This window comes from Pseudoclavibacter sp. RFBJ3, from assembly GCF_002931375.1.
GTDB lineage: Bacteria > Actinomycetota > Actinomycetes > Actinomycetales > Microbacteriaceae > Pseudoclavibacter.
The window spans coordinates 1-15,745 of record NZ_PSXZ01000010.1; the positions used below are offsets into that span (position 1 = coordinate 1).

The following is a 15,745-nucleotide window of genomic DNA, read 5'->3' on the forward strand; positions in this document are numbered from 1 at the left end:
CTCCTCGGTGCTGAGGGCTGGCTCGTGCATCTGCTCCAGAGTGCGTTCGCTGAGCAGCGGACTGCTGTCCCCGAGTTGCGCGAGCATGAACGCGTTCATATCTGCAGTCGTCGCGGAGATCGCACCGGCAGGGGCGGGTGCGTTGATCTCGAACGGCACTTCGGCGGAGCCGGTGAACGAGTAGCCCTTGGACATCGATGACTGCATCTCTTCGGGCAGCGGCTGGGCGAGCGTTGCAGTCGACATGCCTACCGCGTCGAAGACGTGCTCCTGGACGTAGTCGGCGTAGCCGACGCCGACGGTCCGCTCCACGACATACGCGGCGAGCCCGTTCGAGTAGTTGGAGTACGCGGGGGTCGTGCCAGGTTCTGCGATCTGCTCGGGCGGGTCGATCGTAACGGCATCGCGGAGCGATGTGGCATTCTCTCCGGGGCCAGCGATGACTCCGGCGATCTTGTCCTCGAAGCCGGCGGTGTGGGTGAGGAGATGACGGAGCGTGATGGGTTTCTCGAATGAGGTGTCGAGCGTGAAGTCGAGAGAGTCCTGAACTGGCGCATCCAGGGCGAGACGTCCTTGCTCGACGAGTTGCATCACAGCTGTGGCGGTCACGATCTTGGAGATCGACCCGATGCGGAAGAGCGTGTGCTGCGGATCCACGGGCACCGGTTCCTCAGCGTCCGAGCCGGTGTCCGCGTAGCCATACCCACGCTGCGTCATCACCTGTCCCTTGCTGACGACTCCAACCGTTGCACCAGCGATTCCCTCACGCTCGAGAGCGGAAGGGAGCATCCCGTCTAGCCACGCGTTCACGTCCTCAGTTGTGAGCTCATGCGCGGCGCTCGTGAGCCCGACGGGCGCGGCTGCTGCGCTTGTCGCGCCGAGCATCGCGAGCACCCCTGTCAGGGCGATAGCGCTCAGGCCGCGAACGAGGAAAAGGGGAGAGCTGAGCAATTTTGATCCTTCAACGGAGTACATAGCTGGCAGAGCGAGGCCGGAGTATCGGCCAGACTCCCGAACGGTCCCTTCAACGGGCTTTCCCTCTTAACATAGGACCGGGACTGATGCGACGAAGTCGCAGTCATGTCCCCATTCCTCCCGGGACCTTGTCGTCCCCGGGATCTCGATGGCTTCACGTGACGCACTGCGCGTGCTGTCGGATGGCGGCCGAGGGTTCTCTCACCCAGTGAAGCGACCGCTTGTCTCCAGTCGCTGGGACACCCAAATGGCTAGACCAATCGGATTCGCAAGCAACCCGGGCGGCATCGCATGGCAAGCCTGCTCGATCCCATCCAGTCCTCGCGAAACCCATGGGTTTTGAGGTGTCTCACGCAGTAGAGAACGAACCCCAACACACCTCGGCGCGCGACGGCACCACGACGACTGCGCCTCGGCTCCCGCAACCGCCGTGGATGCCTGCAGATGGCGAGCATGCAAGCTGGTGACATGCCAACGAACGAAAACAGGAAAATACTCACGCTACTTGTGAGCCTAGGAGCAGCGGTCGTGCTCGTCTGGCTCACGCTGACCAGCGGCATTCTGGGGCACATCTTCGACCCAGGCTAGATCGACTCGCTGCAGAAGCATGCTCGCGTAACCCTAGGGTTTCGCGACAATCACGATGAGACAGCAGACCGGGGAATCGAACAGCGGAACCTCGCGGCAGTTGGATTCTCAAAACTATGCTTCATAACCGACCCGCCCTGGACATGTCGCAGGGGTCAGTTTCGCGACACGTATGGTGCATGGATGACCAAGCTCATCGGCTACGCGCGCGTCTCGACCCGACACCAGGACACCGACCGACAAGAAGTCGATCTGCGCGCCGCCGGCGTACGCGCCGATGACCTTTACATTGATCGGGGAGCGTCGGGTGCGAACGCTTCCCGGCCCGCACTCGACAAGGCGCTGCGGGCGCTCGAGTGTGGAGACACCTTCGTGGTGACCACTCTTGATCGCCTCGGCCGCTCAACCGGCAACATGCTGACGCTCGCCGAGGAACTGCGCACCGAGGGCGTCTCACTGCGGATCCTGAACCTCGGCGGGGGAGACGTGGACACGTCCACCCCGATGGGGTCGATGGTCTTCACCGTCATGGCCGCCCTCGCGCAGATGGAGCTCGAGATCAAACGCGAACGCGTACTCGACTCGGTCAGCAAGCGACGAGCCGCCGGCTCCGACCTGGGCGGGCGCCCTCGGAAAATCAGCGAGAGCCAGCTCAAGAACGCTGCCCATCTGGTCGCGGCCGACGTGCCGGTTGCGGAGGTCGCGCGAAACCTCGGGATCTCGCGAGCGACGCTCTATCGGCGCTTGCAAAAAGCCTCAGTGACGGAGCCGATCGAGATGCCCGAACTGCTCGATGTTCCCGAGATCGCGGCCGGCGTCCACCCACCGTCGCTACCTGGTCTCACCGTGCCGATCGAACGTATCTGAGCACCGTCTTCGGTCGGGACGCTGACCCCGTAGCGTCTGCCACCTCAAGCAGTGGAGAGAACTCGCCACGCGCTACGACAAGTTCGCGCTCGCCTATCGCGACACGGCTGGCCTGAACGCTGTTCTAGCCCGGACCAGAGCATTGTCAGACACGTCATAGCCCAGCCCCTCCTTGCAACAGCGCCCCACACAATCTGAGCGGGGCGGTGTTCGTTGGCGCTGCCTAAGTCAGTAGTTGCCAGGTCCCGCAGCCAGAAGAGCTGAACGAATAAGCCTCGGCGAGGATCGTCACTTCGACCCGCAGTGCGCTGCTTGCGAAGTTGTTGTCAATGATGTTGCCCGCGCTGTCCAGCATCTCCCAGTAGCAGTTCTGAAAGCCAACGGCCGACTCCGAGTAGTAGGTGCCAGGTTGGACCGTCTCGCCAACCCTATGAACGCCGGGAAGCACCTTGTTCGGATCCGCTGACGGCGTGGGTGTCGGGGTTGGCGTGACATCCGAAGGACGCCAGTTCGGGTCGATCAACGCTTCGAGCTCGGCTGCGTGAGGAGCCTCCGGACAGAGCTTCAGGGCGATTTCGATGGCCTCGAGATAGTCCGGCTTGTTTTCCACGGCCCCACGCGGCGGGGCTCCGTTTGCGCAGATCGCGTAGGGCCACCCCAGGCCTGGGCCGCTCCCGCCCCCGAGTGCGTCGTAGGCAGCTTGCTCAGTCGTAGTCATCCCTTTGCCACCGCTGCGTTGGGCGCCGCAGTCGTATATACGCTCGGCGGCCCAAACGTCAGGGAGCGTTGCGAACTCAAGCTTTGCGCTTGCATCTTCCGAGTCCAGCGAACTGCAGGCGTAGGTGTAGACCATCGGCTCCTCGGGAACCGTTGCTTTCGGCGTTCGGGTCGGCGATGGTGTGGCGGTTGCCGCTATGACGGGCGCGCCTTCATCCTCACCGGAGTTTGCGACCCCAAGCCACACCAATGTGCCGAGAATGAGCGCCACGACTGAGGACGTGATGACCACCTGCCTGGACATGCCCTTCGATGCCTTCTCCACGAAAATCACCCTAAGCGCTAGAGAACGAGCCGCCGTTCGATGATCCGCACACCCGGGTAACCCGTGGGGCTCACCTGTTCGGCACCGGGTTCCCGAACCTACTCGCCTGGAACGAAGTCCGGATCCGGTTCGAAGTTCGGGGAGATGTCGACGGTTTCTGGTTCGTCAGATTCCGTAAGGTAGTCCAGGTTCAGTGTGCTGAGGTCAAGGTGGTCGAGCGCCAGACCACAGACGGGACACAGCAACAGATCCGGCACCAGCCAGATCGGGCGCACCATGTATTCATCGCGCTCTTCGATCTCGTCATCACTGCCTGGCTTGCGCAGGTAGACCAGCTCCGCCTGACTATCGCAGGCCGGACAATCGACTCTCTGTTGCTCTACATCGTCGCCGCGGTAAACATAGTCAAACCTGCGTTCGGCAAATCTGCGCAGCCCCTCGGCCTCAGCGTCCCCGAGTCCGTCGACGAGCGCTTCGTACCTAGCGCGCGCAGCCGCGAGTTTCGCTTCTCGCGTCGCATCGAGGCGACTGAGTCGCTTCTCGCGAAGGTCGACGACACGCTCTCTGTTTTCGATACCCCAGAAGTTGATTTCAGAGACGCCGAGGATCTCAAGGAGACCTGCCACGATCGCCGTCAGATCCTGGAGCGCGACGTGAGTGTCGTCGGGATCGGTCATCATCATGTGAGCTGCAGCGTTTCGCACGGCTAAAACCCTGCGCACCGGATCGTCCAGCATGGGTGACTTCGGGTAGAGAGCTTTGAGGATACCGATCAGTTTCGAGGCAACAACCGTTTGCAGGCCCGAGGTCGGCAAAGTCTTGGGGGCCGCGCCCGCAAGCGCGATCAGCGATTTAAGATCATTGGCCCCGACCAGGAGGACCGGGTGTGCTGCGGCGATTACCGATCGCGCCAACCACTCATAGGCCTCGCCGAGGGCGACTGCCGTCTGGACAGCGTCGTATGGCTCCTCCCCACTGTGCCCGGCGAGCGCCCGTCGCCCGGCCTTCGATGCAAGGCTCAAAAGCCGCTCTGAGAGTTCCTCGAGCTTGTATGACCCGATGGATGCACTGCCGATGACCATGCCGTGAAACTACAGGGTGTTTGGAGTCACCACGCCAGCACTAGCGACCACCGCGTCCCGTCGAACTTCAGGTCGTCGAGCTGCGCCTCCTCGACCGACCCGTCACGCTGTGCATTCACGCACCAGAGCTCATCGTCGAGCCGGGGCGGCGGCGATCTCCCCAGCCCACCATCGGCCGGGCCTGCGCCTGTAGAAGAGCATCGGCTGTCCGGCCACCCCGTACGGGAAACGTTCCTACCAGAAGACGGTCGGCTGAGCGTCGACCAGCTCGACGGTGACCTTATCGTCGAGTGCGCGGGCAAGCGCGGTGGTGATGGTCATGTCGAGAGCGTGCCACCGGCTACCGACAAAGTGGATTACGGCTGCGGGCTCGCGGCGCTGTCCGCGCTCGACGGTGCGGCCTCAACGCTCTTCACATCGCGTTTGTTCGGCGCACGCTTGCTACTTTCAAGGCCGATGAGGCCTTCCGTCCACGGAGCAAGGCGCCCCGCGGTCTCCATCTCGTCGAGTCGTTGGTACGCCTCAAAGAGTTTGCTGGCCATCGGTAACCGGTCGCCTGCCTGACCCGCAACTTCGTTGATCGTGACCTCGAATTGCTTTCGCTCGGGACGCTCGGAGAACCGCCCCATCGCTTCCTCGAGCGTGTAGTGCAGCGCACCGCGGGTAAGCGGAGCCGGGCGATCGGACCGCAGTTGCTCATCCGTCACGTCTTCGGGCAGCGATGAGTAGAGCACCTGCCAGATCACCCCGAGCGGAGAGAATTGCGGCGATCCTGCGATCGCGGTGTAATCGCCGGCATCGATCTTCCATCGTTTCCACCAGCTCGACTTCTGAGGACGCCTGGTCCGGCCAGCGACCCCGACATACCCGCGCACGAAGATTGTGTCCACCTCGGCAGATTTGAGCACACCCCGGACTGCACCCCAGTAGTCCAGCAGGAAGGTGACTCGGCCGTAGGGTTCGAGTCTCACCACGCTCTTCGTGGTCGCCTCGTCCGGGCCGAACCCCTCAGCGAGGGCGTACATGCGCGGGGTGAACGTGTGATTCTTCTTGCCATGGCCAGTCACACGCAGCCCAGGACTGTAAACCGTGACAGGGACCTTGCCGGGGTTCTCCACAACAAGCTGAGCCAGCTCAAGTGCGCCACCAAGACGAACGTGTCGAGCAGCTTCCGCATCCTTCATGACGTGCCGTCCGCTGCGGTTCACGGTGAGCAGATAGTCGGGCTCGAGGATCGCGGTGTTGAGGTAGACGCGCACGCGTCCGCCGTCGAGGAAGTGCTTTGCTATCTGCCACCCCAAGGCGATGACTGCTAGCACGAAACTCGATGTGGAGACGATGATCGCCAGCACAGCGGTCGGCAGTCCCGCGGCGTCAGCCGCAACTCCTGGCTCCATGAGCCACTCCTCCCATGAGGGGCACCGCGTCTGGGCGACCGCTGCGTCTCAGGGTACTAATCGGAGTGCTGCGAGACCGCAGGCGACGCTACAGACCGACCCCGTGCCCGTCCAGCCAGGTCTGCGGGTCGGTCGCCCCGCCGGTCGCGATGTCGCGCACCTCTAAGTGGAGATGCGGGCCGGTCGACGTGCCGGTGTTCCCGACGGCGGCTATCTGCTGCCCCGCCTGAACGACATCGACGACGCTGACGGTGATGGAGCCCGGAAGCGCGTGGCGGTACATCGTTCGCACGCCGTGCTGCATCGCTGCGGTACGGGCCTTGGCGCGGTCTTCGCCCGAGAAGTCCTGAAAGCAGATGTAGGTCGGATTGCCGACCGCAGCAGAAAACCGCACCGGGGAGCCTGCGTCGAAGAAGTCGTCGACCTGCATGTCGGCTCGGCCACTTCCCACTCGTAATAGCCGCTCATCGGCACGATGCAGCGGCTGCCCGCGAACGCGCCACGAAACAAGCCGTTGGTCGCCGCGGTCTCTAGGCACACACTGATGCGGGGCGGGCCGCCGGCCTTTGCCCAGGACGTCCGCCCCCCCCCCATTGGCGGGCTCCAACTCGCGCTCGCCGTCGTGCTGGCACAGGATGGGCGCGGAGTTCGTGGGGCGCGATGCTGCACGCGGGCTCCCACTCGAACGCACCGCCTCCATAGAACTCAAAGAGCAGATTAGAGCTTGTCTTCGCGATGACGTTTCAGCCGGACATGACGTCAGCGTAGAGCTCGGAAGTTCGATTCGGTCGAGGGATTCACGCAGCCCGCAGCGCTGGAGCGTCGACGGTCCCAGCCCGCACGAGGGCGAGCGCGGCTCGGTGGTCGCCTCGACCCTCGCTGCGGGGGTATCTCGGGTAGTCCGGCCGGTTACTCACGCTGAGCAGCTGCGCGGCCGTGGGGGAGCGGCGTCGACGACGTTGCTTCCCGCGCCTCGACATCCATTGCACTTCCGCCTGCCACCAAGCCCAGCAGTGCCGCTCGTCGGCGTATCGGGCTCGACGAGCTTCGAGGTGCCCTGCGACGTTGAGGGCGTACGCCACGACATCAACATCGCAGCCTTCTTCCCGAGTCCAGCCGTGGTCGGTCCGAGAGAGGAGGCCGTGCAGATGGAGAGTGCGGAGGGCTTGCCGGGTGCGGAGCGCGTCGAGACCAGTACTGCGGGTGAGCTCGTCGACGGTGAGCACGGAGCCTTCATTGATGTGTTTGTAGACGAGTCCTGCGGTGCGCCCCATGCTGCGCGGGGCGGCGAAAGTGTCGTGCGCGAGCGTCTGGAGATTCTTAGCAAGTCGGTTGGTATGCCGAGTTCGCGCTTGCAAGGGGGAGGGGGAGGGGGGGCGTGCACGCACTTGTGTCCGGTTGCCAACTTCTACCCCTGTGGAGAACTTCTGAGAGAGGCGGTAACGCTGCGCGTGGGCGCCCTCCGGGGTTCCCTCGCGGACGATCCAGGCTGATTCGGGGGAAGCTTCGTCGGCGGGAGTCGCGAGGCGGCGCAGCGCTTCGTGCACGGTGGTGCGGCCATAGCCGGTGTCAGCTGAGATGCGGCGCACGTCGGCCTCGACCGTGAGCTGCGCGGCCTGCGCCATGTAGAGGCAAAGGGCATCGAGCACAGCTCGGGTGCTGTGCGTGCCCGTGCGGGACCGCTGCGAGGAGGAGGCGCGGTCGCCGCCCCAGAGGCCGGGCATCGCGTCTGCGCGCGCCTGCGCCGCGTCGATGGCCTCGACGGTGGCGGCGCAGCGAGCGAGGAATCCTTCGTCGGCGCCGTCGCCCATGGAGGGGTTCGCGGCCACAAACGTCACCGCGTGCCGCCAGGCAGAGACCAGCGCGCGTTCCCGGCCCTGCAGGGTGCGGGGGATGCGGTGGCCGTGCTTGTGGCGCTGGGAGCGCACGTGCTCGAACGCGGGCGCATCGTCCACGAGCTCCCGCACATCGCTGAGGGTCCAGCGGGCGTTCGCGCAGCCCGCGAGGACCATCGCGAGCGAAAGGGAAGCGTCATCGTCTGGGGGAGTGTCGAGCACCAGGCGCACACGCGAGCTCAGCGGTCGCTTCGTGCCGGCGATGTGCGGGTGGCCGTCCGCGTCGATGACCATGCCCGTAGTGAGGGAGGTGACCGGAGCGAGCTCTTCAGCTCCCAGGTCGATGAGGAATGCGCGGAACTCACGCATTTGGTCCGGGGTCACCGATGGGTCCAGGAGGGCATCGAGCGGGCCGGCGGGCCGCGAGGAGTCACCGTTCCTATGAGGGGAACCCGGCGGGCGCACGCAACCCGTGCGCGGATTGGTAAGGGGAGTGGGGTCCAGCGAGGGGAGCAGCTGAGCTGTGAGCTGAGCGAGTTCGCGGACGGTCTCAGCTGATGCCTCTTCCTCGAGGGCGAGCCAGACGTGGCGCCCTCCGCTAGGACCGGACTTCGTCAGAACGTGGTCGATCCCGAGCTCGTTCAACCACAGCGTGAGCTTGCCTGCGTCGTAGACCGTGTTGCCGCGGCTCGCGTCAAGGTCGAAGCAGAGGAACCGATAAGCGCCAGCATCGGTCGCGAGGTACATCGCCCAGGGGCTCTGCGGCTGCTCCGCGAACACCGAAACATCGCGGCTGTACGCGTTCAGTAACTCGCCGTCAGCGAGGCGATCAGCGATCCGGATACGGGGCCGTGGGCTCAGCGCGCGGGCGAGTTCCCACCCGCTCGGAGTGGTCGGAACACCCTCATGAGCACGACTCAGCGCCAATACAGGGACAAACGAGACAGATTTAGGTACTATGAGGGCACCTCCTCTTCGGAGTGGGTACTACGAAGCCCCGGTTGGTAGCCGGTACTGAGTAGGGATTAGCTCGAACCTCTGGGCCTGGCAGCTGTGAGGGTTTGAGCTACGAAACTTTAGGAAGCCCGTCGCGGAAGCGGCGGGCTTCTTCGTCTATGCGGCTTCGGTATGGGCCTCCTGCGTGTCTGGGAACAAGGGAAGCGTGCCCTGTTCCTCGAGAACTTGTGCCGCTAGCCGCTCGAGGTAGAGCGAGAGCGAGAGGTTGCCAGATTCATGTGCCGCAGACTTGAATGCGGCGAGGGTGACCTCGCTGAGGAAGACCCGCTTCTCGAAGCTCTTCTCACCGGCGGGGCGTCGGTTGCGCCTGATGCCTGCGTTTGGACTGGACATACCTAGAGCATGGCTCTTAAGTGGCATGTTAAGTCGGAGCGGCGAGGGTGTGTCGCAGATCGCACCGCAGAGGATCGACCTGGCGGACTCGATCTAAGGCCTTCAGCAGCGACAGTGCTTGCGCACAGCACCACGCCGGTAAGGAGTGGAAGGTCACAGGATCCACTCCGGGCGCCTCAGCGCAAGTCATCGGTGACACCTGAGCGAGGCGCGCCGAGAATTAGCCAACAGGCTGTCGGCGAATCGCGCTGATGCTGGGTCGTACCGCCGGCCCGCGGAGCATGCTGGGAGTGATTGAGATCCTGTCGTCTGGGTACGCGCAAACGCTGGCCCTCGTCGTCCGCCGCGCATATGAAGCAGGCTTCGTCATACAGCGAAAGGCGAAGACCGAAGTCATTGCACTGTGGTGGCTCGTCGGCCTGTCCGCTGTGCTATGCCTCGATCACCACCGAGCCGGACAACCTCCGGCGGATAGCCGCGAGCTGCACGACGCGTAGGCGGACCCGTATGAACTTGTTTGTGCCCCACCCTGGCCCGAGTCGGCGAGACTGCGTCCGACGGACCCCGGGAGTCTAGGCTGCTCGAAGTGCGGTCCCAGGCCGTGCCAGCGCGTCCCTGATGCGGCGCACGGCAAACCGCAGAAGCTCGCGGTGACTTATCCGGTAAACACCGGTCCGTCAGATACAAGGAAGGCATTGACTGCCAGACTTTAGGAGCACGGTGGGACACCGCGTAACCCTGATTCGCTAGAAGGGGCGCGACCGATCGCCCTAGGGCCGCTCAGCGATTGTGCTAGTTACATCTTCCATTGCACGCACCCACGTGGCTGTCGGAGCGCTTCGTAGGCCAATGAGATCCACCATGCGGGTGAGATCGTCCGAGAGATTGCGAGTGAAGACAGGCTCGTGGTGGGCGAGTCGGTTCCGAAGCAGCCTCAGAGTCTCAAGGTCGTCGTAGATTCTAGTTCGCAATGCAGCTGCAGTGGTCGCTGGTGCGAGAGGGAACGCAGCTGCGATGTGGGGAGACCAGAGTCGAACATCGTGACGACCGGTAAAGAGTTTCTGCCAGAAAACGAACTTCAGTTCAGCGATTACTTTGCCGGTCGTAGGCTGCGCCGTGCGAACGTTGTGCAGGTCACGGCGAGGATTGTAGCCCCGACCAGGCTTTGGGTTGGGGAGGCTTCCGAAAAACGACGGGTTCCACGGCCATAGCGGCCCATAAACGTGCTCGAGCACGTCGGCCGCAGCATTGCGGGCGACCACCTCGGAGAAGTGCGCTGGCAGCATGAGTGCGGCCGACACGCGAGCGTTCCACCCATACAGCTCCATTGCCCGCGCTGGGTCCCCTCCGGCCGCCGCGATGTAGGTTCCCGCCCGTGGCGAGCTCAGCGCTGCACGGATCGCGACGTCGTTGACTGGAGTAGCTGCTGGCACCATTGCACGCTACAATAAGAACCACGAGCCGTGGGACTCGCGGGCTTCGGCCTCCCCCCATGGACAGACGAAAGTAGAGGGCCCCGCCAGGATTGGCGGGGCCCTCGTTCGTTTTATGTGCGTCGCCGGGTCAGGTTCAGCTGCCGAGAGACCCGCGAACAGCAGAGCAACAAAGGGCTACCGAATCTGGTTGATGAGGTGCTGAAGCGCTTGCTCCACAACCGAGAGGATGCGGAGGCGGATCGGATGTCTTGTTGCCTTGCGTGTGTTGATGGCTTCTCGCCAGTCGTCTCGGTGCTCAGCTATCGGTGTGCGGCTGTCTCCTGCCCCAGTCGCGTTTTCATAGGCGCAGTACGCCCCGCATGACGCGCTGGAATGAAGAAGCGTGTGGGTCGAGAGAACGTAGTGCAGCGGCGCGGGCGCGCCGCGTCCGCCCGGGTGGGTTGTCAGACTCACGAATTGGGCCAAGAGTGAGGCACTGACGCTTGCTGATAGGGCCGCGACGTTCTGATGCGAGGGAATTTCACGGTTGGCGCCTTCGATGTACTCCGCGTCCTCAAGGAGGCCGAGTTTGTCCAACGACACGTCTCCCACGACGAGCTGTCCGAGACAGGCCATGCATGGTCTGCCGGGGGTGAGGGTGTGGGTGCGCCATACGCCGTTGCGCATGCGCCCATCCGCGAACGTCGTGAGAGCAATTCCGCCGTCGATAACCGGGATGAGATCGGCGTAGGCGATCCCGTTGAGCACGGCGCGGGGCCATGGCCTATCGACGCAGGAGAAGATCACGTCGTAGTCAAGAGCGAGACTGACTCCGACGGGGTCCGTGATGCTGACTTCGTGTCTTCGAACCTCGATCCGATCGGCGGTGGCGGCTGATTTCACAACTCGAGCTGCAACGTCGACCTTTGCGCGGCCCAGTGCGGCATCCAGTCGGGTTGCGCCGATCCTGCGGTCGAGGTTGCGAGGTTCGACGATGTCGTAGTCCATTACGCCGACAGTGACGAGTCCGGTTGCAGCGAGTCGTTGAGCGACGTCTAGACCCACGCTTCCACCTCCGACGACGAGAACACGCAGGCGAGTAATCGAGCCCTGGGCGCGGTCTCCCCAGGACGATACCGTGCGCTCTTGCGCCTTCGTAATCCTGGGTTCAGGCCGCAGTTCCTCGTTCCACGTAACGGCCAACGCGGGGGAGACTGAACGGACAGATTCCGCCCAAGTTGGTTCGGTTCGGTCGAACCAGAACCGAGCTGACCATGCTGTGTCCTTGCCCCCGAGGGTCATGCCGAGCATCGGCATCTTCGTGGCAGAGCGGGCGACTCGTTCGTAGTCAGACTCGGTCTCTCGGTCGGCACGCGAGAGGCCCTGCCACCCGCGGCCGTCAGGATGAGAATGCAGGAGAACGAGCCCGTGTCCAGCAAGGCCCGCTTCGTGCGCCGCGCGAAGGACATAAGTACTGGTGAAAGAAGCGTTGCCGTGAACGTGTCGTTCACCGTCGCGGGGGAGGATGACCGATTGGATGATGGCTGTCGTTCGCTCGAAGCCTGTGGAGAACACATAGGTCGCGATGAGGACGTCTTCCTGCCCGTCTTCGCGTATGAGGTGGTCACGCATCACGGCCTCGGTATTGCCGCTCATCGCTACGGAGTAGCGCATGTCAGACCGCCTCGGCGATTGAGACGAACCCACGGACGTGACTCAGCCACGCCCTTGCGGGATGTATGGAGGTGTCGGCGTGGCTGTAGTCGCGCGAATGTCTCTTATATCCGGGCGCGCAGTCTGTGTCATCCATGTTGGTCTCTGCAAACCGCAGGGCTCCTGGCAGGTGAATCCAATGCGGAGGCACAGCCGGCCAGCTCTGCACCTCGGAGATGCTGACGCCGGTAGTGATGGTCTGACCGGCACAGGCGCCGCCGAAAGCAACGATGTTGTACAGAATGCGGGGGCCGTCGGCGTGGGCCGGGGCGCCCGCAACCGTCATATCCGCGATGAACCGCTGGGACGCCTCGGTAAGGCTTGCTGCATCGCTCACGCGACACCGCCGACGTGCTTGACGGTGACGAACTCGTCACCGTCGACAATGGTCACGATCTCGTTGTCAGGGAACGATGTGGGGCTTCCAACACGGGCCAGGTCGAATGCCGCGGGGTCGAGGCCGGCGAGGCGAAGTAGCGCGGATGCCGCCTGGTCATCGTCGTAGCTGCGGAACAGCTCGCCGTCGATCGTGAATCGGAGGTTCTGGCGGGCGACGAAATGGTTACCGTCCTGGAGGTTGATGATCTGGTTGTCTCGGATCTTCACCTCTACGCCGCTCTTCTTAACGAGGAACAGGTCGAAGAGCCCTGGGTCTCGCCCAGCCAGGCGCAGCAGGGCAGCTGCTTCCTGATCAGAGTCCTGGAGCGTGTGCTTCGCACCGTTGATGACGATCTGAAGTCGAACAGGGGTGGTGGGGGTCATGGTGACCCTCCTTCCTAAGTAGGCGTACTAGCGTGTTGCGCCCGGATCCAGTGGAGATCGGGTAGCATGTACCTGTCGGGTAAAGACCACTTTACCACAAGTGCCGTTTACCAAAGAGGTAAAGCTTGAAAATCGCGTGGATGGGCTCTCGCCTCGAGGGCTACTGCACCTCGGGTGCACGCCTTCGGGCTGCCGTCGGAGACCAAGCTGAGGCAGCCGAAGACCTTCTCCACGTCGTATCGCAAGCACCAAGACTGGGTGACCTCGCCGCCTTCCGGAGCGTCCGCATGGACATGCAGGCGGGCACCCTGACTCTCTCGATGGAAGAGGTTGACATGCACGCACATCCGCTCAGTCCCGAGGGCCTCCTAGGCTCCATCGGCGTTCGAGGATCACTGCTCGAATACGCGGCCACCGAAGCACTACTCGTTCGAGACCTTCACATTCGTGGAGAATCCATACTCCGGCGAGCGAGCTGATCTGCAGAGATGACTACGTACAACGCACAAGACGCAGAACTTGACTTCGCCCCGCGCCCGGGACGCATCCTGCAGCGCGAGCTCGGCGCGCGCTCCATCAGTCAAGCGCAGCTGGCAGCACGTACCGGTCTGAGCGCTAAACACATCAACCTCGTGATGAAAGGGACAGCGCCGCTATCTCCAGAGGTCGCGGTTATGCTCGAGCAGATACTTGGTGTTTCGGCGGATATTTGGTCTCGACTAGAAGCGTCGTATCAAACCCACCAGGCTCGAGTACATATGCGTGAAGGGATGGCTGGTTTCGTCGACTGGGCCGCGGCATTTCCTCGTCAGATCCTGATCGAGCGTGGCCTCATCACCAAGGCCGACAGTGGCGTCGATATCGCCGGTAAATTGCTCGACTTTTTCGGCGTCGTGTCAAAGCGGGCGTTCGAGAAGACCTGGCTCGAGCCACAGGCGTCCTACAAGCGAAGCCAGTTGCATGCGATCGACGGGAACCTCACGGCGCTGTGGCTCCGACTATCCGAGCTGCACGCCGTGGAACTCATGGAAGAGGCGCCCCTTTTCGACGCGGAAAAGGCACGAACAGCCGCGAAAGCAATTCCCTGCCTGACAGTGAAACCGATCAAGACTGCATTCCTGGAGGCCCAGAAGCTTCTTCTCGACGCTGGGGTCGTGCTCGTCTTTGTTGCAGAAGTGCCAAACACTCGAATCAGCGGAGTATCCCGCTGGATCAACGGGACGCCGATGATAGCGGTCACGAGCCGGTATAGATCGCTGGACGGTCTATGGTTCACGATCCTGCACGAGGTCGCGCATGTACTATTGCACCCGAAAAGAAGCACCTTCGTGGATCACGGCTTCAAGGCTGATGATGACGCCGACTCACAAGAAGCCGCCGCGAACACGTTCGCAGCAGAGCATCTCGTTCCTCCGGCGTTCACCCACGCGCTCGAGGCAGCTACTACGCCGGCAGAAATTCGAGCCATCGCTGCTGCGCTTGGAATTTCACCAAGTATCGTTGCTGGCCAATGGGCCCACCGAACTCAAATTTGGGGCGGTCCTATCGCGAGACTTAGGGAGCAGGTCGATCTTGCCGAGGTGCTGCCTTGAATAAGGGTGCTAGCGGTGTCGTCATCAAAAGGCGCGGCGCTCGGTCCGGAGTGCGCGTCGCCACCGAAGTAGTAGCGCTAAAACCGGCATTGGCCGGCGGCACAGCCGAAGCCACGATGCGAACGCCCGCGTGCGTCACGCGAGCGGTGCGATAGAACGTCGCACCCGAGGGCTAATGTCATAATAAAGGTTATCGGATTCGAGTTTTTGACTGGGGGAGGACGGCGCAGAGCGAGAATCCGGGCCACCCCAGTCGGTTTCAAAGGCTCAGATTGCGCGGCTACCGCCGCCTGGTCACGTCGTCGGGCTCTCTGTCCCAAGACAGCACCAAGAACGTCCACAGCAGCGAAATCTGGATGCCTCGTGGCGGCCGGGTCGTCGACCAAGCGGTCGGTGTCCCACACGTTGCTGGGCCCTGTGAGCCTCCGACCGGTTCCTCGAAGTGGTTGCATGCGCACCCTCGTGAGAGTAAATTGGAGCACGCCCACCGTTACGACGGTTCGGGAAGAAGGCCTTAGAAGACCAGCCGGACGACTGGATCTAGGGCCTTTCGTCTTGCCTGGGGACAACGGAACTGGCCGTCCGCTCGTTCAACACGATCGTGTGCTCCAAAACACGCAGGTACCCAGGCTCGCCGCGATGCACATCGTTGATGGCGCCGAGCACCGCGTCAGCGATCCAGAGCATCGGCTCTGCTTCCCCTCGAACATGCGCGATGCGCATACGCCTATCGAGCCCGTGGCTTCCCTGCAGCGCCACGATGTGCGCTCGATCGCTCTTGTCCTGTGCGCGAGTTCGACACTCGAGTGTCAGATCGAACACCTCTGTGCCGACGAGCTCGAAGTAGAGCAACTCCAAGCACTTACGTCGGAACCGTTCCTCCTTGCGCTGCGCTTCGCTGAGATGCGTCACGACGACGTTCATCGGCTCGAGCGCCGCGATGGTCTCTACGATCTTTCGCCTGTCGCCGGAACCAGCATCCGTCCAGTGCAGCTTTCGCTGCCCCGGCCTGAGCAGGGGGCACAATTGCTCACGGATCGCCTCCGTCTCCGCCGTGGGTGCGATCGCCGCGCAGATGAGGTACTCACGTTGCCCCTCGCCTCGAGGTGCTGAAGACTCGTCCACGA

At 63.1% G+C, this 15,745-nt stretch carries 14 protein-coding genes and 2 pseudogenes; 4 read left to right on the forward strand and 12 right to left on the reverse strand.

The window, feature by feature from the left end; genetic code table 11:
• Nucleotides 1-951 (reverse strand): serine hydrolase (locus C5E07_RS11295; RefSeq protein WP_181057956.1); only part of this gene is annotated, 951 nt, incomplete at its 3' end.
• 795 nt (nt 952-1,746) lie between these two features.
• Between C5E07_RS11295 and C5E07_RS11300 the strand changes: the two genes are divergently transcribed.
• Together C5E07_RS11300 and C5E07_RS19805 are read left to right on the forward strand one after the other, a co-directional pair.
• A complete protein-coding gene (locus tag C5E07_RS11300; protein ID WP_104299496.1) occupies nt 1,747-2,430 on the forward strand; it encodes a recombinase family protein in 684 nt (227 codons plus the stop codon).
• Nucleotides 2,431-2,458: 28 nt separating this feature from the next.
• Nucleotides 2,459-2,590: pseudogene (locus C5E07_RS19805) on the forward strand (IS5/IS1182 family transposase); the annotation flags it as partial.
• A gap of 63 nt (nt 2,591-2,653) precedes the next feature.
• Here the strand turns inward: C5E07_RS19805 and C5E07_RS11305 are convergent.
• The 7 genes and pseudogenes from C5E07_RS11305 to C5E07_RS11335 form a co-directional block, all read right to left on the reverse strand.
• Nucleotides 2,654-3,472: a hypothetical protein gene (locus tag C5E07_RS11305; protein WP_146080579.1), complete on the reverse strand. Its 819-nt coding sequence runs from the start codon at nt 3,470-3,472 to the stop codon at nt 2,654-2,656.
• A gap of 98 nt (nt 3,473-3,570) precedes the next feature.
• The gene (locus tag C5E07_RS11310) at nt 3,571-4,554 is read right to left on the reverse strand and encodes a hypothetical protein (RefSeq protein WP_104299498.1); all 984 of its coding nucleotides are present in this window, start codon (nt 4,552-4,554) and stop codon (nt 3,571-3,573) included.
• 356 nt (nt 4,555-4,910) lie between these two features.
• Complete coding sequence (locus C5E07_RS11315) at nt 4,911-5,951, reverse strand: hypothetical protein (protein ID WP_104299499.1); 1,041 nt, start codon at nt 5,949-5,951, stop codon at nt 4,911-4,913.
• A gap of 88 nt (nt 5,952-6,039) precedes the next feature.
• A complete protein-coding gene (locus C5E07_RS19810; RefSeq protein ID WP_104299500.1) occupies nt 6,040-6,381 on the reverse strand; it encodes a M23 family metallopeptidase in 342 nt (113 codons plus the stop codon).
• Nucleotides 6,382-6,404: 23 nt separating this feature from the next.
• Nucleotides 6,405-6,545 (reverse strand): annotated as a pseudogene (locus C5E07_RS19815) (SOS response-associated peptidase family protein); the annotation flags it as partial.
• Nucleotides 6,546-6,748: 203 nt separating this feature from the next.
• On the reverse strand, nt 6,749-8,566 hold the full coding sequence (locus C5E07_RS11330; RefSeq protein WP_104299501.1) for a hypothetical protein: 1,818 nt from the start codon (nt 8,564-8,566) through the stop codon (nt 6,749-6,751).
• A gap of 333 nt (nt 8,567-8,899) precedes the next feature.
• Entirely contained in the window at nt 8,900-9,136 is a 237-nt protein-coding gene (locus C5E07_RS11335; protein WP_104299502.1) for a hypothetical protein, read from the reverse strand.
• Between the two features lie 290 nt (nt 9,137-9,426).
• Here C5E07_RS11335 and C5E07_RS11340 point away from each other — a divergent pair, with 290 nt between their 5' ends.
• On the forward strand, nt 9,427-9,633 hold the full coding sequence (locus C5E07_RS11340; RefSeq protein ID WP_146080580.1) for a hypothetical protein: 207 nt from the start codon (nt 9,427-9,429) through the stop codon (nt 9,631-9,633).
• Nucleotides 9,634-10,746: 1,113 nt separating this feature from the next.
• Here C5E07_RS11340 and C5E07_RS11350 read toward each other — a convergent pair.
• From C5E07_RS11350 to C5E07_RS11360, 3 genes are read right to left on the reverse strand one after another with little or no spacing between them, the layout of a single operon-like run.
• A complete protein-coding gene (locus tag C5E07_RS11350) occupies nt 10,747-12,225 on the reverse strand; it encodes a ThiF family adenylyltransferase (protein ID WP_104299505.1) in 1,479 nt (492 codons plus the stop codon).
• 1 nt (nt 12,226) lies between these two features.
• Nucleotides 12,227-12,601, reverse strand: coding sequence for a hypothetical protein (locus tag C5E07_RS11355; protein ID WP_104299506.1), 375 nt, complete (start codon nt 12,599-12,601; stop codon nt 12,227-12,229).
• On the reverse strand, nt 12,598-13,026 hold the full coding sequence (locus C5E07_RS11360; protein WP_104299507.1) for a YhcG family protein: 429 nt from the start codon (nt 13,024-13,026) through the stop codon (nt 12,598-12,600). Before C5E07_RS11360 ends, C5E07_RS11355 begins: the two co-directional genes overlap by 4 nt.
• Nucleotides 13,027-13,514: 488 nt before the next feature.
• On the opposite strand from C5E07_RS11360, the gene C5E07_RS11365 reads away from it, so the two are divergent.
• Complete coding sequence (locus C5E07_RS11365) at nt 13,515-14,618, forward strand: ImmA/IrrE family metallo-endopeptidase (protein ID WP_104299508.1); 1,104 nt, start codon at nt 13,515-13,517, stop codon at nt 14,616-14,618.
• Nucleotides 14,619-15,158: 540 nt separating this feature from the next.
• On the opposite strand, the gene C5E07_RS11370 is transcribed toward C5E07_RS11365, so the two are convergent.
• A complete protein-coding gene (locus C5E07_RS11370; RefSeq protein ID WP_258063898.1) occupies nt 15,159-15,743 on the reverse strand; it encodes a hypothetical protein in 585 nt (194 codons plus the stop codon).
• Nucleotides 15,744-15,745 lie beyond the last annotated feature (2 nt).

What these genes read in the sequence shown, in the direction of transcription:
- C5E07_RS11300 (WP_104299496.1), top strand. Translation starts at nt 1,747, where the DNA reads ATGACCAAGCTCATCGGCTACGCGCGCGTCTCGACCCGACACCAGGAC.
- C5E07_RS11310 (WP_104299498.1), bottom strand. Translation starts at nt 4,554, where the DNA reads ATGGTCATCGGCAGTGCATCCATCGGGTCATACAAGCTCGAGGAACTC.
- C5E07_RS11315 (WP_104299499.1), bottom strand. Translation starts at nt 5,951, where the DNA reads ATGGAGCCAGGAGTTGCGGCTGACGCCGCGGGACTGCCGACCGCTGTG.
- C5E07_RS19810 (WP_104299500.1), bottom strand. Translation starts at nt 6,381, where the DNA reads ATGCAGGTCGACGACTTCTTCGACGCAGGCTCCCCGGTGCGGTTTTCT.
- C5E07_RS11335 (WP_104299502.1), bottom strand. Translation starts at nt 9,136, where the DNA reads ATGTCCAGTCCAAACGCAGGCATCAGGCGCAACCGACGCCCCGCCGGT.
- C5E07_RS11350 (WP_104299505.1), bottom strand. Translation starts at nt 12,225, where the DNA reads ATGCGCTACTCCGTAGCGATGAGCGGCAATACCGAGGCCGTGATGCGT.
- C5E07_RS11360 (WP_104299507.1), bottom strand. Translation starts at nt 13,026, where the DNA reads ATGACCCCCACCACCCCTGTTCGACTTCAGATCGTCATCAACGGTGCG.
- C5E07_RS11365 (WP_104299508.1), top strand. Translation starts at nt 13,515, where the DNA reads ATGACTACGTACAACGCACAAGACGCAGAACTTGACTTCGCCCCGCGC.